Below are 25,231 nucleotides of genomic sequence, written 5' to 3' on the forward strand. Positions count from 1 at the left end.
TTTGCTGCGCTCTGCAAGTGCCGTGCCCTCGGGTGACGATCGAGCGCGTTCGGGCTCCGATCACAAATCCCCGACTCATGTCTTTTTGACATGCATCGGCTCCGCAATCCGCGCTATCCCTTGATGTGAACATAAAGGGAACGAACATGGCCGCGCTGACCTTGCGCCGCAAGCTGGCAATCCTCTCCGATGCTGCGAAATACGACGCATCCTGCGCTTCGTCCGGGTCGGAAAAGCGCAACAGCGTCGGGACGGGGGGAATCGGTTCGACCGAGGGCAGCGGCATCTGCCATTCCTATGCGCCGGATGGCCGCTGCATCAGCCTGCTCAAGATCCTGCTGACCAATTTCTGCGTCTATGACTGCATTTATTGCGTCAACCGCTCGTCCTCCAACGTCGCCCGCGCACGGTTCAGCGTCGAGGAGGTGGTCAGGCTCACGCTCGATTTCTACAAGCGAAACTATATCGAGGGGCTGTTCCTGTCCTCGGGCATCATCCGCTCACCCGACTATACGATGGAGGAACTGGTGCGGGTGGCGCGGTCGCTGCGGGAGGAGCACCAGTTCGCCGGCTACATCCATCTCAAGGTCATCCCCAATGCCGCTCCGGACCTGCTGGCCGAAGCCGGGCGTTGGGCCGATCGGCTCTCGACCAATATCGAAATGCCCACCGACATCGGCCTCGAAACGCTGGCGCCGGAAAAAAAGCCCAGTGAGATCCGCACCGCCATGGCCCGCGTGCGGGGCAAGCTCGACGAAGCCGATCCCGACAAGAAGGCCAAGGCCGCGAAACCCAAATTCGCGCCGGCGGGACAATCGACGCAGATGATCGTCGGGGCCGATGCCGCAGATGACGGGGCCATCCTTCACCGGGCGGCTGGCCTTTATTCTGGATATCGGCTCAAGCGCGTCTACTATTCTGCCTTCTCGCCCATTCCCGATGCCAGTTCGCGCCTGCCGCTCAAGCCGCCGCCACTGATGCGCGAGCATCGGCTGTACCAAGCCGACTGGCTTATCCGCTTTTATGGCTTCGACGTGCCCGAAATCGTCGCGGGCGGGGAGGGTGGTTTGCTCGATCTTGACATCGATCCCAAGCTAGCGTGGGCGCTCAAGAGCCGACAGCTGTTTCCGGTGGACGTGAACCGATCTGATCGGGAAATGCTGCTGCGCGTGCCGGGTTTGGGCACGCGGGGCGTCGACCGCATCATCGCTACCCGCCGGCATCACCGGCTGCGGCTGGACGACGTGGCGCGCATTGCCGGCTCGATCGACAAGGTGCGGCCGTTCATCGAATGCGCGGACTGGACCCCCGGCGGACTGACTGATGATACTCGCCTGCGGGCCAGGCTGACGCCGCAGCCGGAACAGTTGAGCCTCTTCTGATGCATATCGTGCGCATGGAGGGGCTCAACGATTTCGCCGAGTGGCGCGGCAAGGCGCGGCAGGTTTTGGCCGCCGGTTTATCCCCCGACCAGGTGGAGTGGCGTATGCTGGGCGATGTAGGCGGTCTCCTCGATCAGCCGACGCCATTGCCGTTGGCCGATCATCCGGTCGGCTCGGTTCCCCGCCAATTCCTCGATCTGGCCGAACAAGCTATCTGCCACGCCGATCCGGCGCGGTTTGCGGTGCTTTATCGCCTGCTGTGGCGGCTGCAAGCTGACGGGCAACTGCTGCAGAATTCTGCTGATCCGGACAACAGTCTGCTGACGAAGTGGACATCGGCCGTGCGCCGTGACAGCCACAAGATGAAGGCCTTCGTGCGCTTCAAATCGATTGTCGACGACAGCGGCCTCGAGCGCTATGCCGCCTGGTTTGAGCCGGAGCATTACACACTCGAGCGCACGGCCCCGTTCTTCGCCCGGCGCTTCGACGGCATGGTCTGGGCGATCGTGACCCCCTATCGCAGCGCCTACTGGGACGGAGAAAGCCTCGCCTTTGGACCGGGTGGCAAGCGGGCAGATGTTCCGCAGGACGATGCCGTGGAAGGCGACTGGAAAACCTACTTTTCCTCGATCTTCAACCCGGCCCGGCTCAAGGTTTCGATGATGAAATCAGAGATGCCGGTCAAATATTGGCGCAACCTGCCCGAGGCCGAACTCATTGCTCCCCTGATCCGCGGGGCCAGGCAGATGGAGGCCGAGATGATCGAACGCACCGCCAGCCAACCACCATCACGCCACCTTCGCCAGCAGGCGCGGGAGGTAGAAGGTGCTGAAGACGTCGGCGAAATTGCCAGCCTGGCCGATGCTCGCGCCGCAGTGCAGGGCTGCCGGCGCTGCCCGCTCTACGAGCACGCAACCCAGGCCGTGTTTGGCGAGGGACCCGAACATGCCGAGGTGATGTTCGTCGGCGAGCAGCCGGGCGACCAGGAAGATCTGGCGGGCAAGCCTTTTGTCGGTCCCGCGGGGCAGGTGCTTGACCGGGCGGTGGAAAAGCTGGGCATCGACAGGTCCCGGGTCTATGTCACCAATGCCGTCAAGCACTTCAAATTCGAGCCGCGCGGCAAGCGCCGCATCCACCAGCGGCCCGATGGTGGCGAGATCCAGGCCTGCAAGTTCTGGCTCAACCTCGAGATCGGCTTGGTCAAACCCAAGGTGATCGTGGCGCTTGGTGCCACTGCGGCGCAGAGCTTGCTCGGAAAATCGGTGACCATCAGCAAGCTGCGCGGCACGCCGATCGCTCTGGCGGACGGCACCACGCTGTTCGTCACCAACCACCCATCCTACCTGCTGCGCATTCCAGATGTGGAAGGCAAGGCGCGGGAACAGGCGAAGTTCGAGGCCGACCTGCTCTTGGTGCGTGAAGCCATCGCAGGCCTGCGCAAGACGCATTGATCACCGCTATCTGGCCGCTTGACAGGGGAACGGGCTAAACTTAGTTAGGGCGCGTCGCCCGGCAAGCCGGGCCGCCCTTTGGGGCGGAGTAGCTCAGTTGGTTAGAGCAGCGGAATCATAATCCGTGTGTCGGGGGTTCAAATCCCTCCTCCGCTACCATCACGACCCCAGCCATTGCTGGGGTTTTTTGTTTCCGGCGGAAGCTGACGCTCGTGCAGGTGTTTGAGCTTATCCGGGTTGCGGACGACGTAGATGGCCGCCACCTTGTCGTCTTCGATCAGCAAGACAGTTGTCTGCAATTCGCCGTCGGCCTCCAGCGACAGCGCAGCGTTGACTAGACGGATTGGCGGTTTCTGCCGCGTCACCCCAGGTTGTGCTGGTACCAACGCGGGCCCAAATGGAGGTCCAGGGTTTGCAGCCGGCCCGGGCCCAGATTCTCGAACCGGTGCGGTATGCCCTTGGGGCCAAGGACGACGTCCCCGATCTCGGCATCGATGATCTCATCGCCGACATAGAAGCGGCCGCGTCCTGCGATAACGATGAAGACTTCGTCGTAGGGATGCACATGCAATTTGGGTCCCTCGCCGATGGTCTCGTTGCCATAGGCCAGAACGGTGACGCTGGTCCCCAGCGCGTCGCCCAGAAGATGCCCGCGCCAGACCTCCCCGTTCGTGGCGTCGAACAGCTTGAGCTTGGTTGGGCGTCGGCCGTCTGGCTGGGCGGTAGCGGGATCAAATGGCTCGAACTTCATCGGTCACTCCGTCGTTGCGCGCGCTTGGTTGGGCAAATGACAATTCCATGGTCTCGGAAACCAGCTGGACGATTTCGGCTGCGTCGCAAGGCCGTGTCAAATTGCGGCACGCTCTGTCTGGCAAGGGCGGGGTCATTCTCGCTCCGTTCAAGCGGCCAGAGGCCTAGCCGAATGGAGCCACCACAGCCAGGCTAGTATAGTCGTCCGTGACTAACGGATCTGCGCATGGTTTTCGTCCGAGGTCGCCGGCGTGCCGATGCGGTAGGTTCCAAAGCCTGAAATGATCCTGTCGCCCCGAAAGATCAAAACCTCGTTTGCCTCGCGACCATCCTGGTTGACATAATTGATGGTCACACAGTCCACGCCTTCGTAAACGGCCAGCACCTGGAACCGCAGGTTGGGTATGACCCTCAGACCTTCGCTCCAATAGGCGCGCAGGGCGGGCTTCCCGATGATCGTCCCACCGGAACCCGGGACGAGCTTTGCTGCCGCCGGCGATTTGAAGACCACCGCCTGGTCGAAGTCCTGCAGCAGCCGCTCCAGGTCGTGCGCGTTCCAGGCGGCGCACCAGTTATCGGCGTAGGCGAGCAGGTTCACGACAGTCTCCGATTTTTTTGACGATTTATTGCTGTTGCTGGCATGCGAGGGTTGCTGCCCCTCAGTTCAGGTCAAAGAAGGCTGCTCCAGTCGGCCGCGCAGCTTGATCATGCCGGTGACTACCGGCGCCAACAGCACAGTAATCCGTCGCTGGCAGCCCCCAGCCCCCATCGGGTCGACCCGAGTATGCCCACCACCCTATGCGCGGCACCCCGGTCTTGGCAGCGAAAGATCGCCGGCCCTCGTCGAAACGGGGAGTGCTCGATCGTTGTCAGTGTAACGGGCAACACATTCGCTGCCCCGGTGCAACATTGGCTGGCACGGACCAGCACGAAGAGGAACAGGAAATGGGCAAGCTTATTACTACTGCTTTTGTGTCTCTCGACGGCGTCATGGAAGCGCCAGGCGGCGAGCCGGGCTATCGCAATAGCGGTTGGACGTTCCAGGACATCGAGTTTCTCCCCGAGGTGTACGACCTCAAGGCCAAGGAGCAGGACGAAGCAACGGCCATGATGATGGGGCGCGCGAGCTACGAAGCTTTCAGCCCGGTGTGGCCGAGCATGACCGATGACTTCGCGCGCTACAACGCCCTACCCAAATTCATCGTCTCTTCTTCGCTCGAGCAGGCCAGCCTGGTTCACAATTGGGGTGAGCAGACAATCCTCCGTTCCCTCGACGAAGTGGCCGCGCTCAAGGACGGCTATGATGGGACCATCATCGTCCATGGCAGCGCCACGTTGAACCGCAATCTCGCCGATGCCGGCCTGGTCGATCGGTACAATCTGCTGGTGTTCCCGGTCTTGCTGGGCGCTGGAAAGCGCCTTTTCAGCCAGAGCGACAAGGACAAGCAGATGCTCAAGGTGGTCGAGGCACAGACCTATGCCAACGGCGTCCAGAAGCTGGTCTACGATGTTGTCCGCTAGGCAATGCCTTGGATTGAGCACGGAAGCAGGTCGTTTCTCCGGCGTCGTCGCCGGTCCCGGCTTTCAGGAGCGGCTTTCATCCAGGTCGTCCATGACCTGCTGGAGGACCGCTCGTTCGCGCTCGACCACGGCGGCATCCTGGAGGTTGTCTGCAATAATCAGCATTGCCTTCCAGATGCACCAGCCGCGCGCACGCTGCCAGGTCTGGTGGTCGATGTCGTAGGCTGCCCGGAAGCGGCTGCGGGCTCCGGCGTCAAACAGCGTCCAGTTGATGACCAAGTCACACGCCGGGTCGCCGACGGCTGAGGAGCCGAAGTCGATGACGGCATGCAGCTTGCCGTCACGCACCAGAAGGTTGCCCCAGGCAATATCGCCATGCACCCATACCGGCGCAGCTTGCCACCGGCTCGCAATTGCCTCGTGCCATACCTTGGTCAGTCGCGCGGTGTCGACGATCCCATTCAGTTGGAGCAGACATTGGCGCGCCTGCTGGTCATAAACGCCAAGATCGCCGCCCCGGAAGAAGTTGTCGGGGCCGGCCAGCGGGGCGCCCGCCGTTTCTCTTTGCGCCAGCGCCAGCAGGAAGCCCGCCAGGTCTTCGGCAAATTGCCCAAGATCGGAAATCGCACTGCGTTCGGCGGGAACGCCGTCGATCCACTCCCAGATCGACCAAGGAAAGGGGTAGCCGGGGCCGGGCCTGCCGACCGCGACCGGGTGTGGGACGAGGCAAGGCAGTTGGGGTGCCAGCCTGGGAATCCAGACCGTTTCCTTGTCTATCTGCGAAAGGTAGACGGCCGATGCCGGCAATCTCACCTTATGCCGATCGCCGAGGTGGAAGGTATGATTGTCCCAACCGCTCTGGCGGACCCGCCGAACCTCCAGATCGGCGAATTGCGGAAACTGCTCCGCGACCAGCGCCGCGACAGTCTCCGCGGTCACATCGATCCGCTCCCCGGTGGGAATGTCATCGTTCATCTGCGTGCCTCGGGTCTGGAACGTCTGGGGGGCGACGGAGGAGCGCCGGTCCGTATTCAGTGAGCAGGACCGCCAATCCGCCCAGCGCCGCAACGGCACCGCTTATGGTGATTGCGACGCGATATTGGGCAATGGCGCTCACGACGCCGAAGATCACCGCACCAAGCAGCGATGCTGCGACGCCCAGTATATCGATCAGCGACGACGAGAGCCCGACCCGGCCCTTGATGGCATCCTGGGTGTAACTGATGGTCGTGGTGAGAAGGGCTGCCATTGCCAGGCCATTGAGTGGCTGCAACCAAAGGAGGGCCTGCACGCTGGTCAGTCCGCTGGCTACGACGAGGTAGAGACAAAGCAGCAGGCCATTGGCGAAAATGATGATGGTTCGCGGTATGCGCAGGCCCAGATAGGCCCAGAGAATCATGAAGGGCACTTCGCAGGCTGCCGCCAGCCCAGCATAGAGGCCGACATCACCCACCGAGCCGCCCATCTCCGCAACAATGACCAGCGGCATTGCTGTGCCGACCAGGCGCATGGCGACCGTCATGAGCAAAATGCCAAAAAGCCCGAAGACCACCGGGATTGGAGCGGTCCGCTGTTCCGCCGCCTGCTGTGCCGAGGCCTTGGGTGGCCGCACGGCGGTTGCGCGATCGCGCATCATGAAGACGATCACGGCGCCGCAGGCGACATAGGCTACGGCCGTCATCAGGTAGACGTCGAACGGGGAAGCCACGGCCGCCAGGTAGCCGGCCAGCGGCGGGACGACGATCCACGCCGTCGCAAAAACGCTGCGCAGCATAGAGACGGCCAAGTCGGCACGCTCCGAGCCCGACATCTGATAATAGGCCCTCGCATAGGCGAAGTTTTGCGAAAAGAGCGACATTGCGGCAGGCGTGATGAGGCAGGTGGCCACAGTGAACGCCGTGGTGTTGCGGAATACATAAATCATCCCATAGCCCACGCACCCGGCAAATGCTGAAAACAAGGCCATGAGGCGGCGGTCTCGCAGACGGTCGGAGAAGTAGCCGAAAATGCCCGACAGCGTGGCGCCGACAATCGAACTAACGGCGATTACGACCGAATACAGCGGTCCAGACATGCCGAGAAACTCGATGGCGACCACCGAACTATAGGGATAGGTGCTTGCTGCCGTTACACCGGAAAGGAACATTGCCACGGCAAGCAGCAGTCCGACGCGCAGTTCGGGTTTGGACAGAACCATGGATGCTACCGGGCTTGCTCGGAAGGGAGGGGGGTGTCAGCCGGTACGGGCTTTGCCCGGCCGATGACCAGCAGGGCCAATCCCAGCACCAGGTATCCTGCACACTGGAGCCACGAAAGCCGTTCACCCAGAAAGGTGGCGCCAAGCAGTGTTGCCGAAGCCGGTACGAGAAATCCGACGAGCAGCGTATTGGCGGCTCCGACGCGCTCGAGCAGGCGGAAGAAGAGTACATAGGCGAGGGCCGTGGAGACCAGGCCCATTGTCACCAGCGACGCCAATGCCTGCACCGAGGGGGCAGGTTGAGCCCAGGGCTGCTCGAAGACCGCGGCACCAAGCGTTGCCATCACCGCCGCGGAAATCACCTGTCCTCTTGCTACATCGAGCGGTCTTGTGCCCGGAACGATCAGCCTGCGGCCCAAGACGCCGGCAAGGGCAGAACTCGCGGCTGCGGCCAGAACCGCCCATGGCGGCAGGCCGGCGGACAGGCCCACCGTACCGGTCGGATCCAGGACCAGGACCACCGCGACAAAGGCACCAATAGTTGCTGCCACCCGCATCGTTGTCAGCTTTTCCTGCCGCAGCAAGGCATGCGCGAAAAAGATGCCGAATACCGGTGACGTGGCGGCCAGAATGGCCGAGATGCCACTGGGCAGGCTCTGCTGTGCCCAGGCGATCAGGCTGATGGGAAGGAAGCTGTTGAGCAGCCCCATCAGGACCAGGGTTCCGTGCGGTGTCCTGGCCCCGGTGCGTCGCGATTGAACCAGGGCGATCACCGCCAGCACCACTCCGGCAATGACCAGACGGGACGCCGCAATGGTCAACGGCCCGAGGCTCTCCCCGGCAATTTCGGTAAAAAAGAACGAACTGCCGAACAGCAGGGACAGTCCGACAATGAGCAGCCAGTCCTGGGGCTTCATGGCTGGCGCTTGTCCTTCAGAGGCGCGCACGCGGCTATCTCTGCGTCAGGGCGAGCTTGGCGCCGAGCAGGACGAAGGCGCCGGCGAAGGTGCGCCGCATCCAGAGCATGACCGAGGGCCGCGAAAGGACTTGTCCGCGCATCGCCGCGGCGAAGAGGCCATAGATCGAAAAGACCACGAAGGTCATGGCGACGAATACGCCGCTCATCTGGAGCATCAACGGCAGTCCGTCAGGCGTCGACGTGGGCACGAACTGGGGCAGGAAGGCAAAAAAGAAGATCGACAGCTTTGGATTGAGGATGTTGATCAGGATGGACTCGTTGATCACCTGCAGCGCCGACTTGCTGCTAGCCTCCCGCTCGACCGCAAGCACACCGGTTTCGCGAAGCGTCGACCAAGCCATGTAGAGAAGATAAGCGACGCCGGCATATTTGATGATGTCGAAAGCAAGGGCGCTTGCATGCAGTATGGCCGCCAATCCGGTGATGGCCGCAAGCATGTGCGGCAATGTCCCGAGCGTGCAGCCAAAGGCAGCCCAGAGGCTCGCGCGCCTACCCCGTCCCAGGCCGGCGGCAATAGTATAGAGGGCCCCAGTCCCGGGCGAGGCAACGACGATGAGCGTCGTCAGGATAAATTCGTATGTCATGCCATTCGCCTCGCTTCGGATGCACGAGCAATGTCGCGTCTTATGTTGATCATCATTGGATGAGCACCCAGGCGAACAACCCCGCCGCCCCGATTGACGCCGTTGCACGCACGGAGTTCCATAGAGTCCACCGGTCGACATAATCGCTCCGAGATATCGTCCCCGCTGCGAGCCCATCGTTGAGTGGGACGTTGAACGCAACCGTGCAGCCAAACATGCCGGCGAGGTAAAGGATGCCGCCAGCGAGGAGCAGTCGACCCGGTTTTGCCTGGAGATCGAACCCGCCCATGATGCCGAGCGCCACGGCAGCGAGGGTGGTGCCAAAAAACAGGGGCATGAAGCCGGAGCCGAGGATAACTTCGTTGATGTCCGTCATGGCGGCAGCACCGGCTCCCCCCTGTTGCGCGAGAGCGGGCATGACGAAGCCTGAAAAGGCGAAGTAGACACCGCCGGTGATCTCGCAGCCAATTGCCGACGAAAGGATCAGTCCGTCCTTCAAGGTCATTGGGAGAGGTCCAATCGGTTAGGCATAGGAAGTTTCCAGAATGTGAGTTATGCTCATGTTTATGGTCAGGTCGCGAATGCGTCAAGGTGAAAGTGAGGATTGCTCATGTTTGAACTGCAGTCCGTGCGGAAGGTGCCCGTTCAGCCGCGCGCAAAAGCGCGGCAGGAGCTGATCCTTCGCGTGGCCGAGGAGCTCATTGCCGAAAAAGGCAGCGATGCGATGAGCATGAATGAGATCGCGGTGCGTGCCGGAATTTCGATCGGCTCGCTCTACCAGTATTACCGGGACAAGTCGGCGGTGATCGGCGCGTTGGGGCTCCTCTTCCATGCGGAAAGCTCCGCCTGCATCGAGCAGGAATTTGCCGCGGTCGATAGCGCCGCGACCCTCAGGGACGCATTTATTCGACTGATGGCGATCTATTTCGACCTCCTGAAACAAAGTCCGGCTATGCGTGACGTCTGGCTGGCCATTCAGTCCGACAAGTCGCTGCATGGAATCGAGATGGAGGCCAATACCCGCAATGGCGCGCTGCTGGCGGCGGCCATGAACCGGGCGTCGCCATCGTTGGATGCCGAGGTTGCGCGTGTTACGGCATATGCGGTGATGGCACTTGGCGAGTCGGCCATGCGGCTGGCGATAGGTCTGCCGGGGCCTGACGCCGAATCCGTGGTGCAGAGCTATACGCGCATGGCTCTAGGCGAACTGGAAAGGCTCGTGACCCAAGAACCACGCGCGACTTGATCAGGCGGCTTCCGCCCAGCCATCGGGTGACAAGGTCACCGTCTCGGCGGCATCCTGCACCGGCTTCATGATGACGTTGCCCGGCATCAACGGCAGCACCTTGAGCATGAGATTGCGCACCGCGATGCCGAATGACGAATTCGGCACGAAACCGCCGCGCGCGGACATGGCCAGTTTCTGGCTCGCGGTGGCGAACGGCTGCATGCGAGCCTGGTAGTTGGCAAAGGCCGAGACAAAGTCGCTGCCACATGCAGCCAGTTCGTGCGCCAGGATATAGGCGCCCACGACAGCAAGCCCCGTCCCCATGCCCGACAGCGGGGAGGCGCAGCATGCGGCATCGCCCAGCAGACCGATCCGGCCTTTGGACCACTTCGGCAGGCTGACCAGGCTCACGGAGTCGAAGTAGAAGTCAGCTGCATTGTCCATGTGCTTGAGCAGTTGCGGCACGTGCCAGCCCTGGCCCTGGTAGCGATGGCGGATTGCGCCCTTCTGCGCTGCCACATCCCGCAGGTTGCCGAGGGGCTCTGGGCTGTTGAAGAAGAACATCGTCCGAGCCTCGCGGTTCTGGCGCGCGCTATAGACACCTGCAAGTGAACCGGGTGCGCTGAAGAGGCGGCCGGAATAGTCGAGGCCGAGCGTGTTGGGGACGCTGAAGATCGAGGCGTAGAGGCCCAGGTCCTGAACCTGCGCCGCTTCGGGACCAAAGGCCATCCGGCGCAGGCTGGAGCGCAGGCCATCTGCTCCGACGACAAGGTCAAAATGCCGCTTGATGCCACTCTCGAAGATGACCTCGACCCCGTCCGGCTTGTTCTCGATAAAGGCAATGGCGTCACCAAAGATGTATTCCGTGCCAGCCTTGGTGGCGTCGTGCAGAATGCCAACCAGATCGCCACGGATGATCTCGATCTCCCCACTCATTGCCGCAGCGGGCAGAACGGCCATCTGGCGATCATTGCGGTCAACATAGATCATGTCGCCCATATGCGTGTCGCAGGCACGAACCTGCTCCAGCAGGCCCATGCGGTTGAGTACGTCGATGGCGGTGCCGCGGAAATCAACCGCATATCCGCCAGTGCGTAGCGCCGGCGCGCGCTCGACGATGGTGGCATTCAAGCCCAGCTTGCCCAGCCAGAAGGCGAGGGCTGGACCGGCAATACCGGCGCCGGCGATCAATACGGATTTGACTTGAGACATGATGATATCCTCGCTATCGATAACCAATCTATACACATGTATAATACTTTTGTATAGATCAATTCATACGTTTGTATAAAAAAGGGGCCGGCCGGCATGGGACACAAGGAAGAGTTGCTCGAGGGTGCCAAGAAAAGCCTGCTGGAGCTGGGGTTTGCCCGAACGACGGCGCGCGACATCGTCGCGCGGTCAGGAACCAATCTTGCTTCGATCGGCTATCATTTCGGCTCGAAGGACGCCTTGATGCTGGAGGCCATCACCAGCGCCATGGAGGATTGGGGCAACGTGGTTGCCACGGCCCCGCAGGGCATCGAATATGACCGCCCGGACGAAAAATTCGTCGCCGTGTGGACGCAGATCATCGAGAGCTTCCATCGCGATCGGCCGCTCATGGTCGCAAGCTTCGAGGCCCTGATAGAGGCCGAGCACAATCCGATCCTCAAGCAGATTCTCGTCCAGGCCTATCCCGCCTCCAGCGAAGACCTGCCCGAGCAGTTTCTGACTGTCGAGGAAACGCTTGAGCCATCGGCGCGCGCCGCGCTGGGGAAAGTTCTGCTGGCGCTGATCAGTGGCGTGCTTACCCAATACATGGTCGATCCCAAGACGGCGCCCGATGCCAATCAGCTGCTGGTCGGCCTGACGCTGCTCGGGCGCCTGCTTGGCAATAACAGCAAGGGTTGAGTATCAGCTGGGCCAGAGCCCTTGGGGTGCCCTGCGATGAGTTACCGGGTAGCGGCATCGGGCTTTTCGTCTGAACCTCATAGGTCGCCCTCAGCGAGGCGGGCGTTCTTCAGCTGCGCGCCGGCCCGCGACGCTAGCGCGCTCCGGCGTTTTCTTTGGCTTCCGCCATCCAGTTGCTGAAGCGCTGGAACAGCCTGGCAAAGGTGACAAGATCATCTTCCGGCCAGTGACCCAGCGCGTCGGCGAAGACTCGCCATTTGTAGCGGCGGATGGCCAGCGCATGCGCGCGCCCGGCTTCGGTTAATTCGAGCACGATGCGACGGGAATCCGATTGCGAGGCGGCCCGGCGGACAATGCCCTTGTCGACTGCATCGGCCACGATGCGGCTGGCGCGCGAAGGATCGACGTTGAGCCGCTCGGCAATGAAGCCGACCGTGGCCTCGCCTGAATGCGCCGAGCAACCTTCGAGTGCGGCAAGGATATCGAGATCGGCCACGTCGATGGGCAGTTCGAGATCGCGCAGGGCCAGGCGACCCATTTCTCGCTTGGCCATCGAGCGACGGATCTGCGCCATCACGCCGTCAATGTCGATGGTCGCCTGGGCGGCAGTTGGGGACATTCCCAGTTCAAGCAAGTGCGCGCGATGGATGGCGTATGGGTCTGGCTCAGTATCGGTCATCGGGCCTCGATAGCAAATTATTGGACCAAGTCCAATATATGACCTTGACACATATGTGACCTAGGCACATTTTGGCGCCGCTTTTTTGAGGACGCTGATATGACTCAATCCACCACGATGCCGATCTCTCACCGCCGCAAGATGGCCATCTATGGCGCTGTGCTGGTCGGGATGTTCATGGCCGTGCTCGACATGCAGATCGTAGCCACGGCCTTGCCCACAATTGCGGCCGACCTGGGCAAACTTGAATTGTTCGGCTGGGTCGGCGCGTCCTACCTGCTGGCCACAGCGGCGGTCACGCCTTTCTACGGCAAGCTGGGCGACCTGTTCGGACGCAAGCGGGTGTTCATGGTGGCGATCGGGCTGTTCGTCGTCGGCTCGCTCGCTTGCGGGCTGGCGTGGTCGATGGAAAGTCTGATCGCGGCGCGAGTGCTGCAAGGACTGGGCGGTGGCGGGCTGATGACCTCGGCCTTCGGCATTCTGGCCGACCTCTTCGAGCCGAGGGAGCGCGCCAAGTATCAGGGTTATAGTTCGGCAGTGTTCACCGTTTCGGGGCTGATCGGCCCGGTGGCGGGCGGGTTCATCGCCCAGGCCATCGGCTGGGAATACATTTTCCTGATCAACCTGCCGATCGGGCTGGGCCTTATCGCCTTGCTGGCCATGGTCATGCCGAATTTTGCCACCGGACGGCAGCCCAAGATCGACTACTCGGGCGGCCTCCTGCTCGCCGGCGCGGTTACCGCGCTGGTGTTCTGGGCGGAGGAAGCCCTTGGCGGCGGCTATGGTGGGGTAATGGTCTACCTGCTGCCGCTCGTCGTCATTGCGGCCGCTGCGGCATTCGTGCTGGTCGAGCGGCGTGCCGCAGAGCCGATCGTGCCGCTGCATCTCCTCAGCAATTCCACCATCGCGCTCTCGCTTATCATCTCGGTAATTTCAGGGGTGGCGACGCTGGGTATGCTCAACTATTTCGCGCTGTTCCTGCAAACGGTGACCGGGCTGCCGCCGGCCTTCGCGGGGCTGCTGTTCCTGCCGTCCTCCGTCGGATCGTTGGTTGCCTCGGTGGGCACCGGCTTCCTGGTGTCGCGCACCGGGCGCTACAAGCCTTACCCGGTGGCGTCGATGGCACTGGGCATTGCGGTGATGCTGGCCTTCTCGACGGTCAACGCTGCGACACCGATCTGGCTGATCGGCGTGCTCATGTTCTTCTTCTCGGTCTCGATCGGGTTGCAGATGCAGACGCTGATGGTGGCCGTGCAGTCTACGGCACCGCGGCAGGATGTCGGTGCCGCGACAGGAACGCTGACATTGGCCCGCATGATCGGGGCCTCGCTGGGTCTGGCCGCCAATGGCGGCATCCTGACTGCGGGCCTCCTGCGTGGCCAGGCCGGGATCAGCCCGGAGACGCTGGCAGCCATGCCGGGGAAGATGACCGAGATGACCCCCAGCGTGATCGCGACGCTGCCGGCCGCGGCCGGGCAGGAGGTGGTATCGGTCTTCGCCGCCGCCTTCTCGATGGTGTTCTACAGCGGCGCCGCGCTCTTCGCCGTTGGGCTGATCTGTGCCCTCTTCATCAAGAATGTGAAGTTGCAGTCGCATGGCAAGGCACCGAGCCGGGCGCCGGAGCGACAGGCCGTGCTGGCGGAGTAGTTCGGCTCGACGCATTGCTGGCAATCGGAGGGCTGCGGTTATGCAATTGCGGCCCTCAGGGCTAAAATCTGATAGGTGGAAGGCCCAGCATAATTGGCGGGTTATCTCTCCGACTGAACTAGTCATTTTACTCGGAGCCGTCAGCCAGCATAATTGGCGGGCGGAGGAAGAATGGCTTTTGCCTCGATCAATGGCGTCGTGCTGCATTTCAGAGTCGAGGGCCGTGCGGACGCCCCGTCGCTGGTGCTGGCCAATTCGCTGGGCACCGATGCCCGCATCTGGGATCGGGTCATCACGCAGTTCACGCCGCGATATCGCGTTGTTTCCTATGACAAGCGCGGCCATGGGTTGAGCGACGCGCCACCCGGCGATTACCGGCTGGACGACCATGTCGACGATCTCGAGGGGCTGCTGCAGCATCTGGGCATCGAGCGGCTTGCCTTGGCCGGGGTCTCCGTCGGCGGTCTGATCGCCCAGGCTTACGCGCTACGCCATCCACACAGATTGGCGGCGCTCGTGCTCTGCGACACCGCGCCCAAGGTCGGCGACGCTGCGATGTGGAGCCAGCGCATTTCTGCCGTACGGGACAACGGGCTCGATGCAATTGTCGAGCCGGTGATGGCCCGCTGGTTCAGCGAGGGCTTCCGCAGCGGACGGTCCGTGGAACTGGCGGGGTGGCGCAACATGTTTTTGCGCATGCCCGTCGATGGCTATGCGGGCACGTGTGCGGCACTGCGCGATGCTGACCTGCGGGACGCGATCGGAGCCATTGCAACGCCGACCCTGGTCATCGTCGGGGAGCAGGATCTTTCCACGCCCGTAGACTTGGTGCGCAGCATGGCCGAGGCGATCGTGGGCGCGCGGTTCGCCATCATCCCCAATTGCGGGCATATTCCTTCCATTGAACAACCGCAGGCATTGGCTGCGGCGATGACGCAATTTCTCAACGAGGTGGGCTATGACTGAGGCAAGTCTATACGAGCGGGGCATGGCCACGCGGCGCTCGGTGCTTGGCGACACCCATGTCAACGGCGCCACCGCACGGCAGACTCCATTCGACGCCGATTTCCAGAGCTTCATCACCGAAGGCGCCTGGGGTTCGGTCTGGTCGCGGCCAGGCCTGGACAAGCGGGAGCGCTCACTGGTGACCATCGCGCTGCTGGCGGCGCTGGGGCATGACGAGGAACTGGCCATGCATGTGCGCGCTACCATCAATACCGGCTGCTCGCCCGAGGATATCAAGGAAGCGCTGCTGCACGTGGCCGTCTATGCCGGGGTGCCGGCGGCCAATCGTGCGTTCAAGATCGCCAAGGAGGAATTGGGCAATCGGGGAGAAGCGCCATGAGCGACCTCGTCCTGCCGGGGGCGGATGGCTTGCTCTATCCGCGCGACCGGGCCTGGCATCCGCCAGCCAACACGCCGGGCTACAAGAGTTCGACTTTCAGGGCGCCGCGCCAACCCCTGCTGGCACTGGCCGGGACCACCTCGGAAAATACCGGCCCGACCTTCGGGCATTCGCGGCCCAACCCGCTCGATAACGACCTTATCCGCAATTACAGCCAGGACGGTACGGAGGCCATCGGACAGCGGCTGATCGTCTATGGCCAGGTGCTGGACGAGAATGCGCGGGCCGTGCCCAACACCCTGGTCGAATTCTGGCAGGCCAATGCCGGCGGTCGATATCGGCACAAGAAAGAGGGGTACCTGGCCGCGCTCGATCCGAATTTTGGCGGTTGCGGCCGCGCCATCACCGACGCGCAGGGATTCTACTCGTTCCGTACGGTCAAGCCGGGGGCCTATCCCTGGCCCAATGGCGGCAATGACTGGCGCCCGGCCCATATCCATTTCTCGGTCTTCGGCCATGCCTTCGCGCAGCGGCTGATAACCCAGATGTATTTCGAGGGCGATCCGATGATCTGGCAGTGCCCCATCGTTGGCACCATTCCGGACAAGGCGGCAATCGACCAGTTGATCGCGCGCCTCGACCGGCACAACACGACGCCCATGGATGCGTTGGCCTATCGTTTCGATATCGTCCTGCGTGGGCGGCGTTCGACCATGTTCGAAAACAAGCTCGAGGGAAACTGATGCTGCACCCGGTACCCAGGCTCAAGGAAACGCCATCACAGACCGCCGGCCCCTATGTGCATATCGGGATGACGCCCAATTTTGCCGACATCAGGGGGGTCTATGCCAGCGACCTGGGCGCCAGCATGCTGACTCCGGACACGGTGGGCGAGCGCATCGTCATCAGTGGGCGGGTTGTTGATGGCGCCGGCGCGCCGGTCGGGGACGCCGTGGTCGAGCTTTGGCAGGCCGATGCCAGTGGCGCCTATGCCGGGCCGGCCGCCCGCGGTGAGCCGGCTTTCCTGGGCTGGGGCCGGCAGCCGACAGATGCCGATGGCGTATTCACCTTCGAGACCATCAAGCCTGGCGCAGTGCCCGGCCCTGATGGGCGGCCGATGGCGCCACATGTGGCGCTTTGGATCGTGGCGCGCGGCGTCAATATCGGGCTGCAGACCCGGCTCTATTTTGCCGACGAGGCCGATGCCAATGCCACCGATTGGGTCCTGACGAAGATCGCCGATCCGTTGCGGCGCGCGACGCTCATCGCCCGCAGGGAGGAAAGCGTCGTGCCGCGATACGTGCTCGACATCCACCTGCAGGGCGAACGGGAGACGGTATTCTTCGACGTGTAGGTATCGGTCATCTTCGCTACACTAGAAGATTCTGGGCGATAATCGAACAAATAGCGTTGGGCGCACAACGGTGTTGCGAGGTCCGCGTTCCGGTGTCTATTTCTTAGAAATGCAGAGGAGCAGACATGGACAAGTCCGTCGCTGATCGGGCCGCGGCCGTTGCCGACATAGAGGATGGCATGACCATCATGGTCGGCGGCTTCGGCGGATCAGGTGCCCCCATCGAGCTCATCCACGCGCTGATCGACCGATTTCGCGCCACGGGTAGTCCCGGGAAACTCACCATCATCAACAACAATGCCGGTAATGGACGGATCGGCATCGCCGCCATGATCGATGCGGGCATGGTGGCCAAGATGATCTGCTCGTTTCCGCGCTCGGCCGACCCCCGCGCCTTTACCGAGAAGTACCTGGTTGGCGATATCGGGCTGGAACTGGTGCCCCAGGGAACGCTGGCCGAGCGCATCCGCGCGGGGGGCGCGGGGATCCCGGCCTTTTACACGCCCACCAGCTACGGAACGGAACTGGCGAAAGGCAAGCCCGTCGCCGAGTTCGACGGCCGGATGTATGTGCAGGAGCGCTGGCTCAGGGCCGATGTCGCCATCATCAAGGCCGAACTGGCCGACCGGCAGGGGAACCTCACCTATCGCAAGGCCGCGCGAAACTTTTCCCCGCTCATGGCAGCGGCTGCCAGCCTGACCATTGTGCAGGCGACGCGTATTGTCGAACCGGGCACGATCGATCCCGAGCAGGTGATCACTCCGGGCCTCTTCGTCAATCGCATTGTCGAAATTGCCGATGCCCAGCAAGAGGAGGCGCTGATGCGCGCCGAGGTGGCCTATTGATGGACAAGCTCAGCAACGCGCAGATCGCCTGGCGCGCCGCGCAGGACATTGCCGACGGCGCCTATGTCAATCTGGGGATCGGCTTTCCGGAAATGGTGGCCAAGTTCCAGCCACTGGGGCGGGAGGCGATCTTCCACACCGAAAATGGCATTCTCAATTTCGGGGAATCCCCGCCTGCGGGGGAGGAAGATTGGGACCTGATCAATGCCGGCAAGAAAGCGGTGACGCTGAAGCCCGGCGCGGCCTTCTTCCACCACGCCGACAGCTTCGCCATGGTGCGCGGCGGGCACCTGGATGTGGCCATTTTGGGAGCCTATGAGGTCGCCGAAACCGGCGACCTGGCCAATTGGAGCACCGGGCCCAAGGGCGTCCCGGCGGTCGGCGGGGCGATGGATCTGGTACATGGCGCCAAGCGTGTCGCCGTCATCACCGACCATGTGACCAAGGATGGCAAGCCCAAGCTGGTCAAGACATGCAGCCTGCCGCTGACCGGCGTCGGCTGCGTCACCCGCGTCTATACGAGCCTGGCTGTCATCGACATCGTGGACCGGCGCTTCGTGTTGCGGGAAAAGCTTCCGGCAATCAGTCTGGATGACCTGCAGGCGGTGACCGGCGCCGAGCTCGTGGTCGATGGCGAGATTGCCGAACTCGTCGTGCCGGAGGTTTGAGATGGCGGAAGCATTCATCTGCGCCTATCTGCGCACTCCCATAGGCCGCTTTGGCGGTGCGTTGTCTTCGGTTCGCACCGACGATCTGGGAGCGGTGCCGCTTCGGGCACTGATGGCGGCCCATGACGGCGTAGACTGGGGCGCGGTCGATGACGTCGTCTTCGGCTGTGCCAACCAGGCCGGCGAGGATAATCGCAACGTGGCGCGCATGAGCCTGCTGCTGGCTGGCCTTCCCCTCTCTGTCCCGGGGACGACCATCAATCGGCTTTGCGGCTCGGGGATGGATGCGGTGATCACGGCGGCGCGCGCGGTCAAATCGGGGGAGGCGGAGCTGCTGATTGCCGGCGGCGTGGAGTCGATGTCCCGCGCGCCGTTCGTGATGCCGAAGGCAGACACGGCGTTTTCGCGCCAGGCCGAGATTTATGACACGACCATTGGCTGGCGCTTCGTCAACCCGAAAATGCAGGCACAGTATGGCGTGGATGCCATGCCCGAGACCGGTGAGAACGTAGCGCGCGAGTTTTCCGTCAGCCGCGAAGACCAGGATTCTTTTGCCGTGCGAAGCCAGGACCGGGCTGTCGCGGCGCAGGCCAGTGGACGACTGGGGCGCGAGATCGTGCCGGTCTCGGTGCCGCAGAAGAAGGGCGAGGCGGTGGTCGTCGACAGGGACGAGCATCCGCGGGCGGGCACGACGGTGGAGACACTGAGCAAACTCCGTCCGCTCTTTACCGAGGGTACCGTCACTGCCGGCAATGCGTCGGGGGTCAACGATGGGGCGGCGGCGCTGGTCATTGCCAGTGAAGCGGCAGCGCGTCGACATGGCCTCACGCCGATTGCCCGCATTCTCGGCGGTGCTACGGCCGGCGTGCCGCCGCGCATCATGGGCATGGGTCCCGCCCCGGCAACCGAAAGGCTCTGTGCCCGGCTCGAACTGTCGCCAGGAGACTTCGACGTCGTGGAACTCAACGAGGCCTTTGCCAGCCAGGGTATTGCGGTGCTGCGCCAGCTGGGCGTTGCCGAGGATGCCGATCATGTGAATCCCAATGGCGGCGCGATCGCCCTGGGCCATCCGCTCGGCATGAGTGGCGCGCGCATTGCCGGCACGGCAGCACTGGAGCTTGCCCTAAGCGGCAAGCGGCGGGCATTGGCGACCATGTGCATCGGGGTCGGGCAGGGCATCGCCATTGCGCTCGAGCGCGTCTAGATTGGCACCATGACCCCACGACGCCCCCTGCTTGCGGCCCTAGCGGGCGACCAAGAGATCGAAGCGCTGCTTGGCGACGCGGCGCAAGTCGCGGCCATGGTACAATTCGAACTCGCCCTGGCCCAAGCCGAAGCCGAAGTGGGGTTGATCAGCGCCGCCGCCGCGGCCGCGATCGCTAGCGGTCTGGCTGGCTTTGAACCTGATTGGGATGACCTGGCGGCCGGCATGGCACGCGATGGCGTGGTGGTCCCGGCCCTGCTGGGCCAGATGCGCCGCCGCATCGCCGCACCGCATGCCGAGGCCCTGCACAGGGGCGCGACCAGCCAGGATGCGGTCGACACCGCGCTGGTCCTGCAACTGGCTGCGGTGATTGCGATCCTGATCGCGCGGCTAACGGCCCTGCTCGATGGGCTGGACCGTCTTGCCGACCGGCAAGGCACCCAGCCGCTGATGGCTCATACGCGCATGCAGGTGGCCTTGCCCCATACGGTCGGGGCCAAGCTCGCGAGCTGGTCTGCACCACTCCGGCGGCACCTGTCCGCCCTGCAGGCCGTGCGGCGGAGCCTGCTGGTGGTGCAGCTTGGCGGGCCCATTGGCGACCGCAGCAGTTTTGGCGGACAGGGTGACGCGGTTGCGCGCGCCCTGGCACGGCAGCTCGACCTGGGTCTGGCCGAGCCCTGGCAATCGGCGCGCGATCCGCTGATCGGCTTTGGCGGGCTGCTGGCCCTCCTGACCGGTACGCTGGGCAAGATCGGGGCCGACGTAGCCCTGTTGGCCCAGAATGAAATCGGCGCCGTCGCGCTGGCGGGCGGTGGCGGTTCGTCGTCGATGGCGCACAAATCCAATCCCGTGGCCGCAGAGGTGCTGGTGGCGCTGGCGCGTTACAACGCTGGCCTGGTCGGCGTGCTGCAACAGTCGATGGTGCATGAGAACGAACGCTCGGGCGCGGCCTGGACGCTGGAATGGCTGGCCCTGCCGCCCACCGTTGTTTCCACTGGGGCCAGCCTGCGCCTCGCAAACCAGCTGCTGGGTCAGTTGAGCTTCCCCAACTCCTGAACGCCCGCGCGGCTCGCTGCGACATGATTCAATTCAAGTGTGTCCGGCCATCTTAAGGCTTGTGGCACTACGCCCTGCCAAAGGTTCGGCGGGGAAGAACCCCACGGAAACGGGCTGTTAAGGTAAATCCACCGATAATGAAGACCTGCGAACGATGTCGTCTATTCAGTGAGTTTCAGGTCATATGCGTCTAATCATCGGCATCGTCGTTGTTATCGGTTGCGTCATTGGTGGCTATCTCGGCGTGGGCGGCCATCTCTATGTGCTGTGGCAGCCCTTTGAATTCCTGATCATTCTGGGTGCGGCGATCGGCGCCTTCGTCATCGGCAATACCGGCCCGGTGATCAAAGGTACGCTGGGTGCATTCGGCACGCTGTTCAAGGGACCGAAATACAACAAGGCAGCCTATGTCGAACTGCTGGGCATGCAGTTCACCCTGTTCAAGCTGGTGCAGTCCAAGGGCATCCTGGCGCTTGAGCAGCATATCGAAAATCCTCATGAATCGTCGCTGTTCTCGCGCTTCCCGACCTTCGCCAACAATCACCATGCGGTGGAGTTCGTCTGCGATTACCTGCGCATGGTGACGCTCGGGTCAAACAATGTCCACGAGATGGAAGCGCTGATGGACGAGGAACTCGAAACGCATCACCAGGAACAGCATCGCATCGTGGCCGCCGTGCAGGCGCTCGCCGACGGTACGCCGGCGCTGGGCATCGTGGCCGCGGTTCTGGGTGTTATTCACACGATGGGGGCCATCAGCGAGCCACCCGAAGTGCTCGGCCACATGATCGGCGGCGCGTTGGTGGGTACCTTCTTCGGCGTATTTGTCGCCTACGGCTTCTTTGCGCCCTTCGCTCAGTCGCTGAACAATATCTACGAAGCGGAATCGAAGTATTTTCTTTCGCTGAAGGTGGGCTTGCTGGCGCACATTTCCGGGCAGGTGCCCGTGATGGCCATCGAGTTCGCGCGCAAGGCCCTGCTGTCCGAGGACCGTCCGAGCTTTGCCGAGATTGACGAAGCGACGGCCAATCTGACGGCCGCGACGTAGCCTGGGGTCAGGAAGCCAGAATGGCGAATTACGACCAGCCGATCATCATCAAGAAGGTCAAGAAGAACAAGCACGCCCATCACGGCGGCGCCTGGAAGATCGCCTATGCCGACTTCGTGACCGCCATGATGGCCTTCTTCCTGTTGCTCTGGCTGATCAGCATGACCACGCCTGAACAGAAGGAAGGCCTCGCCTCGTATTTTGCGCCGCCCAATATCAGCCCGACCACATCGGGTTCAGGTGGATTGATGGGGGGCACGGCGCTCGACAATTCGGACGCCCTGATGCAGGGCTCGGCGCCCGACGTGACCGTGGATGCCTCGGTGACGCCCAAGGGCGAGCAGTTCGGCACCGTCGAGGGTTCAATGAGCGGCCGCGACCAGCAACAGGGCAACGAGTTCGAGGCGGCCAACGCCTCGCAGTATGACCTCAAGGCCGATGACGACCAGGGCTTCCACAGCGCTGCGGCCAGCATTCGCCAGGCCTGGCAGTCCATGCCCGACATTACCCAGATTGCCGACAACCTGATTGTCGAGGAGACCGACGAGGGGCTCAACATCCGCATCATCGACCAGGAAGGCCGGCCGATGTTTCCCGAGGGCTCCAAATATCCCAACGAGGCGACGCGGCAGGCCATTGCCGCCATCGCCCCTATCCTGCAGAAGCTGGCGAGCCCGGTGCGTATCTCGGGACATACGGCGGCGGGCGGCGTCTATGCCAATCCACGCTATGGTTCGTGGGAGCTGTCGGCCGACCGCGCCAACACCGTTCGACAGATCCTCGGCGAGTTCGGACTGGCCGATAGTCATGTCGACTCGGTGGTTGGCCGTTCTTCGGCGGACCCGTTCTTCCCCAACGATCCCTATATGGCGGCCAACGAGCGGATCGAGATCACGCTGCTCTACGAAACGCCGCCGGTGCCGGCCGGGCTCAAGCCCTAATATCCATACGCAAGCGCCCCGCCGACGGGCCATTTGCTGTGGCCAATCGGTAGCATCGTCTGGCACGCAGGCGGGTGGCGGTGCATTGTTCGCGCGACAACGAGGAGTCGTGCCGTGCCCTTTCCCGACCTGATCCAGCCTGAACTTGGTGCCTATCGCAGTGCGGTCGAGATGCCCGCCGATTTTGCAGCGTTCTGGGAGGCTACGATCGCCGAAGCGCGCGCGATCGGCGGGGCTGTGAGCATCGTGCCGGCGGATACCACGCTGAAGGCTGTCGAAGCCTTCGATGTCACATTCCCCGGTTTCGGGGGACATCCGATAAAGGGCTGGCTCGTCCTGCCGGCGGTTCGGAGCGGTCGACTGCCGCTCTTGGTACAGTATGTCGGCTATGGCGGTGGAAGGGGATTTCCACACGAGCAATTGCATTGGGCCGCGTCGGGCTATGCCTATTTCCGCATGGATACGCGCGGGCAGGGGAGCGGCTGGTCGACAGGCGCTACCGCAGATCCGGTGGGGACCACACCCTCCATTCCCGGCGTGATGACCAAGGGCATCCTCGACAAGCAGGACTACTATTATCGCCGGGTGTTCACCGATGCCGTCCGGGCCATCGACATGCTGGTGGCGCAGGAATTCGTCGATGCGGAGCGGATTGCCGTCTGCGGCGGCAGCCAGGGGGGCGGCATTGCGCTGGCGGCGGCCGGTATCGATGGCCGGATCAGGGCGGTAATGCCTGACGTGCCGTTCCTGTGCGACTATCCACGCGCCGTGCAGAAGGCCGGCCGCGATCCCTACCTCGAGATCGTGCGGTTCCTCGCTCAGCACCGGGACAAGAAAGCCAAGGTGTTCGAAACGCTGGGCTATTTCGATGGCGTCAATTTTGCGCGGCAGGCCAAGGCTGCAGCGCTGTTCTCGGTGGCGGTGATGGACGATGTCTGTCCACCCTCGACCGTCTATGGCGCCTTCAATGCCTATGCCGGGGCCGACAAGAGCATCGAAGAATATGAGTTCAACAACCACGAAGGCGGCCAGGCCTTCCAGGACCGGGCGCAGATGCTGTGGCTCGCACGTCGGTTCAGTTGAGAGGATAAGTCGAGACGAGCTCTTGCGCTCCTCAAAAAACGCAAATATTGCGTAGAGGAAGAGTGAGGCTGCCGTGGCGACCCAGAAGCGAGCAAATCAGGCTGACATTGCGGAGCGTCTTGGCGTTTCCGTCAGCACGGTGTCGCGGGCGTTGGCCAATGAGATTGGCATCAGTGATGCGGTGCGGCGCGATGTGCAGCGCATGGCGCGCACGCTGGGCTATAAATCCAAGCATGGGACGACGCTGGCGGGCGGCGACAAGCGTGCGGTGGCGCTGGTGCCACTGGGGAGCGCGACGAGCGGACTGTCTGGCTTCTATGTCGGTATTGTCGAGGGCATGCGCATGCAGGCTGCGGCAATGGGGATGGCGCTGGACGTCCGGCTGGTCAACGAGGCATCGGTGACGCTGGACCTGATCCGCAAGCAGGTGGCGCAGGCCGATGCCGGTGGGCTGCTGCTGGCAGGGATCGACGCCTGGGACGAATTGGCGGCGTGGACTGCGGAAGCCGATGTGCCGGCCGTGTTGGTCAATGGCAGCGATCCCAAGATGCAGGTCAGCTCGGTGGCGCCGGCCAACTACTATGGTGCCTTCATGGCGACGCAGCGCCTGTTGAGCGCGGGGCATCGGCGGATCCTGCACTATACACATAGCCATCGCCCGACCATCCGTCAGCGGCAGCGCGGCTTCGAGCAGGCTATTGCAATGACGCCGGGGGCAGTCGGGACGATCGTCAATACTGACCAGCGGAATACCAAGGAATTGCTGGCCGACCTGCTTGCCGGCAAGCATGACGTTACCGCCGCCTTTATCTGGAACGACATCGCCGCGGTGGAGATGCTGGAGGGCATCTATGGGCCGGAAAGTCCGCTGCCTCCGAACTTCTCGATCATCGGCTTTGACGATCTGCCGCTGGCGGGCATGGCAACGCCGCGGCTGAGCACGACGCGGGTCGATCGAGAAGCGATCGGGCGAGGCGCAGTGCGGCTTCTGGCCGAGCACATGGACGGGGAGCGGGCGGTGCAGCAGCTCGAAATCGGCGTCAGCTCGGTCGAGGGCGAGACCGTTTTTCCGGCCTGACACGCACGACCCCAGGCGGTGGAAATTGCCAGCATGTGCCGCAAGCGTGCTGCAAGATTTCTCGTGGGATGCTGCAATTCTGGCGACGATTGCTGTGGTTTTCCATCACCTATGTCTTTGCAACGCCGATGCAAAAGTTGCAAATTTGCGTTAATTGCGTGATTTGCGCAAAAAGCTTGCGAATGCGCAAAATCTACCCTAGCCTTAAACCCGGATCGATGGTCAGCCGTGCTGGTCATCCCCAAGGGCCGCAAAGACGGCCCGAAACTTACGGACGCCGAAAGGCGGCTTCGGGAGG

The 25,231-nt window shown here is 62.8% G+C and carries 27 protein-coding genes, 1 tRNA gene and 1 pseudogene; 19 read left to right on the forward strand and 10 right to left on the reverse strand.

Annotated elements, in window-relative coordinates:
• Positions 1–146: 146 nt before the first annotated feature.
• The 3 genes from JI749_RS06490 to JI749_RS06500 all read left to right on the forward strand — a co-directional run bounded on the left by JI749_RS06490 (position 147) and on the right by JI749_RS06500 (position 2,992).
• Complete coding sequence (locus JI749_RS06490; RefSeq protein ID WP_201661057.1) at positions 147–1,382, forward strand: putative DNA modification/repair radical SAM protein; 1,236 nt, start codon at positions 147–149, stop codon at positions 1,380–1,382.
• Entirely contained in the window at positions 1,382–2,833 is a 1,452-nt protein-coding gene (locus tag JI749_RS06495) for a UdgX family uracil-DNA binding protein (protein WP_201661061.1), read from the forward strand. The genes JI749_RS06490 and JI749_RS06495 overlap by 1 nt, the downstream gene beginning before the upstream one ends.
• Positions 2,834–2,915: 82 nt before the next feature.
• Positions 2,916–2,992 (forward strand) — tRNA-Met (locus JI749_RS06500).
• Positions 2,993–3,045: 53 nt separating this feature from the next.
• Here the strand turns inward: JI749_RS06500 and JI749_RS06505 are convergent.
• The 3 genes and pseudogenes from JI749_RS06505 to JI749_RS06515 all read right to left on the reverse strand — a co-directional run.
• Positions 3,046–3,156 (reverse strand): annotated as a pseudogene (locus JI749_RS06505) (RNA polymerase sigma factor SigJ); the annotation flags it as partial.
• A 38-nt stretch (positions 3,157–3,194) separates the two neighbouring features.
• Positions 3,195–3,584 carry a cupin domain-containing protein gene (locus JI749_RS06510; RefSeq protein WP_201661064.1) on the reverse strand — a complete coding sequence of 130 codons (390 nt, stop codon included), beginning with the start codon at positions 3,582–3,584 and terminating at the stop codon, positions 3,195–3,197.
• Between the two features lie 210 nt (positions 3,585–3,794).
• A complete protein-coding gene (locus JI749_RS06515; RefSeq protein WP_201661066.1) occupies positions 3,795–4,181 on the reverse strand; it encodes a nuclear transport factor 2 family protein in 387 nt (128 codons plus the stop codon).
• A 347-nt stretch (positions 4,182–4,528) separates the two neighbouring features.
• Here JI749_RS06515 and JI749_RS06520 point away from each other — a divergent pair, with 347 nt between their 5' ends.
• Positions 4,529–5,104, forward strand: a complete 576-nt coding sequence (locus tag JI749_RS06520) for a dihydrofolate reductase family protein (protein ID WP_201661069.1) — start codon at positions 4,529–4,531, stop codon at positions 5,102–5,104.
• Between the two features lie 63 nt (positions 5,105–5,167).
• Here JI749_RS06520 and JI749_RS06525 read toward each other — a convergent pair whose 3' ends face one another.
• The 5 genes from JI749_RS06525 to JI749_RS06545 are packed head-to-tail and all read right to left on the reverse strand — an operon-like array spanning position 5,168 to position 9,369.
• Positions 5,168–6,079, reverse strand: coding sequence for an aminoglycoside phosphotransferase family protein (locus JI749_RS06525; protein WP_201661072.1), 912 nt, complete (start codon positions 6,077–6,079; stop codon positions 5,168–5,170).
• Positions 6,069–7,301 carry an MFS transporter gene (locus tag JI749_RS06530; RefSeq protein ID WP_201661075.1) on the reverse strand — a complete coding sequence of 411 codons (1,233 nt, stop codon included), beginning with the start codon at positions 7,299–7,301 and terminating at the stop codon, positions 6,069–6,071. Before JI749_RS06530 ends, JI749_RS06525 begins: the two co-directional genes overlap by 11 nt.
• Before the next feature lie 5 nt (positions 7,302–7,306).
• Positions 7,307–8,218, reverse strand: a complete 912-nt coding sequence (locus JI749_RS06535) for a DMT family transporter (RefSeq protein ID WP_201661079.1) — start codon at positions 8,216–8,218, stop codon at positions 7,307–7,309.
• Positions 8,219–8,252: 34 nt separating this feature from the next.
• Positions 8,253–8,864, reverse strand: coding sequence for a LysE family translocator (locus tag JI749_RS06540; RefSeq protein ID WP_201661082.1), 612 nt, complete (start codon positions 8,862–8,864; stop codon positions 8,253–8,255).
• 52 nt (positions 8,865–8,916) lie between these two features.
• Positions 8,917–9,369 carry an anthrone oxygenase family protein gene (locus JI749_RS06545; protein ID WP_201661085.1) on the reverse strand — a complete coding sequence of 151 codons (453 nt, stop codon included), beginning with the start codon at positions 9,367–9,369 and terminating at the stop codon, positions 8,917–8,919.
• 105 nt (positions 9,370–9,474) lie between these two features.
• On the opposite strand from JI749_RS06545, the gene JI749_RS06550 reads away from it, so the two are divergent.
• Positions 9,475–10,110, forward strand: coding sequence for a TetR/AcrR family transcriptional regulator (locus JI749_RS06550; protein ID WP_201661088.1), 636 nt, complete (start codon positions 9,475–9,477; stop codon positions 10,108–10,110).
• Here JI749_RS06550 and JI749_RS06555 read toward each other — a convergent pair whose 3' ends face one another.
• A complete protein-coding gene (locus JI749_RS06555) occupies positions 10,111–11,304 on the reverse strand; it encodes an FAD-dependent monooxygenase (protein ID WP_201661091.1) in 1,194 nt (397 codons plus the stop codon).
• Positions 11,305–11,400: 96 nt separating this feature from the next.
• On the opposite strand from JI749_RS06555, the gene JI749_RS06560 reads away from it, so the two are divergent.
• On the forward strand, positions 11,401–11,985 hold the full coding sequence (locus JI749_RS06560; protein WP_201661094.1) for a TetR/AcrR family transcriptional regulator: 585 nt from the start codon (positions 11,401–11,403) through the stop codon (positions 11,983–11,985).
• A gap of 133 nt (positions 11,986–12,118) precedes the next feature.
• Here JI749_RS06560 and JI749_RS06565 read toward each other — a convergent pair whose 3' ends face one another.
• The gene (locus JI749_RS06565) at positions 12,119–12,604 is read right to left on the reverse strand and encodes a MarR family winged helix-turn-helix transcriptional regulator (RefSeq protein WP_201661097.1); all 486 of its coding nucleotides are present in this window, start codon (positions 12,602–12,604) and stop codon (positions 12,119–12,121) included.
• A 159-nt stretch (positions 12,605–12,763) separates the two neighbouring features.
• Between JI749_RS06565 and JI749_RS06570 the strand changes: the two genes are divergently transcribed.
• The 13 genes from JI749_RS06570 to JI749_RS06630 all read left to right on the forward strand — a co-directional run bounded on the left by JI749_RS06570 (position 12,764) and on the right by JI749_RS06630 (position 24,933).
• Complete coding sequence (locus JI749_RS06570) at positions 12,764–14,311, forward strand: MDR family MFS transporter (RefSeq protein ID WP_201661107.1); 1,548 nt, start codon at positions 12,764–12,766, stop codon at positions 14,309–14,311.
• 171 nt (positions 14,312–14,482) lie between these two features.
• Entirely contained in the window at positions 14,483–15,277 is a 795-nt protein-coding gene (gene pcaD, locus JI749_RS06575) for a 3-oxoadipate enol-lactonase (RefSeq protein WP_201661109.1), read from the forward strand.
• Positions 15,270–15,656: a 4-carboxymuconolactone decarboxylase gene (gene pcaC / locus JI749_RS06580; RefSeq protein ID WP_201661111.1), complete on the forward strand. Its 387-nt coding sequence runs from the start codon at positions 15,270–15,272 to the stop codon at positions 15,654–15,656. Before pcaD ends, pcaC begins: the two co-directional genes overlap by 8 nt.
• Positions 15,653–16,399 (forward strand): protocatechuate 3,4-dioxygenase subunit beta, encoded by a 747-nt coding sequence (gene pcaH / locus JI749_RS06585; protein ID WP_201661113.1) that lies wholly within the window; start codon positions 15,653–15,655, stop codon positions 16,397–16,399. The genes pcaC and pcaH overlap by 4 nt, the downstream gene beginning before the upstream one ends.
• On the forward strand, positions 16,399–17,010 hold the full coding sequence (gene pcaG, locus JI749_RS06590) for a protocatechuate 3,4-dioxygenase subunit alpha (RefSeq protein WP_201661114.1): 612 nt from the start codon (positions 16,399–16,401) through the stop codon (positions 17,008–17,010). The genes pcaH and pcaG overlap by 1 nt, the downstream gene beginning before the upstream one ends.
• Positions 17,011–17,135: 125 nt before the next feature.
• On the forward strand, positions 17,136–17,855 hold the full coding sequence (locus JI749_RS06595) for a 3-oxoacid CoA-transferase subunit A (RefSeq protein WP_201661116.1): 720 nt from the start codon (positions 17,136–17,138) through the stop codon (positions 17,853–17,855).
• Positions 17,855–18,523 carry a 3-oxoacid CoA-transferase subunit B gene (locus JI749_RS06600; RefSeq protein WP_201661118.1) on the forward strand — a complete coding sequence of 223 codons (669 nt, stop codon included), beginning with the start codon at positions 17,855–17,857 and terminating at the stop codon, positions 18,521–18,523. Before JI749_RS06595 ends, JI749_RS06600 begins: the two co-directional genes overlap by 1 nt.
• A gap of 1 nt (position 18,524) precedes the next feature.
• Positions 18,525–19,727, forward strand: a complete 1,203-nt coding sequence (gene pcaF / locus JI749_RS06605) for a 3-oxoadipyl-CoA thiolase (protein ID WP_201661120.1) — start codon at positions 18,525–18,527, stop codon at positions 19,725–19,727.
• A gap of 9 nt (positions 19,728–19,736) precedes the next feature.
• Complete coding sequence (locus JI749_RS06610; protein WP_201661123.1) at positions 19,737–20,783, forward strand: 3-carboxy-cis,cis-muconate cycloisomerase; 1,047 nt, start codon at positions 19,737–19,739, stop codon at positions 20,781–20,783.
• A gap of 184 nt (positions 20,784–20,967) precedes the next feature.
• On the forward strand, positions 20,968–21,831 hold the full coding sequence (gene motA / locus JI749_RS06615) for a flagellar motor stator protein MotA (protein WP_201661126.1): 864 nt from the start codon (positions 20,968–20,970) through the stop codon (positions 21,829–21,831).
• Between the two features lie 20 nt (positions 21,832–21,851).
• Positions 21,852–22,772, forward strand: coding sequence for a flagellar motor protein MotB (locus JI749_RS06620; protein WP_201661128.1), 921 nt, complete (start codon positions 21,852–21,854; stop codon positions 22,770–22,772).
• Positions 22,773–22,886: 114 nt separating this feature from the next.
• Positions 22,887–23,855 carry an acetylxylan esterase gene (locus JI749_RS06625; protein ID WP_201661131.1) on the forward strand — a complete coding sequence of 323 codons (969 nt, stop codon included), beginning with the start codon at positions 22,887–22,889 and terminating at the stop codon, positions 23,853–23,855.
• A gap of 73 nt (positions 23,856–23,928) precedes the next feature.
• A complete protein-coding gene (locus JI749_RS06630) occupies positions 23,929–24,933 on the forward strand; it encodes a LacI family DNA-binding transcriptional regulator (protein ID WP_201661134.1) in 1,005 nt (334 codons plus the stop codon).
• Positions 24,934–25,231 lie beyond the last annotated feature (298 nt).

This window comes from Devosia oryziradicis, from assembly GCF_016698645.1.
Lineage (GTDB): Bacteria > Pseudomonadota > Alphaproteobacteria > Rhizobiales > Devosiaceae > Devosia > Devosia oryziradicis.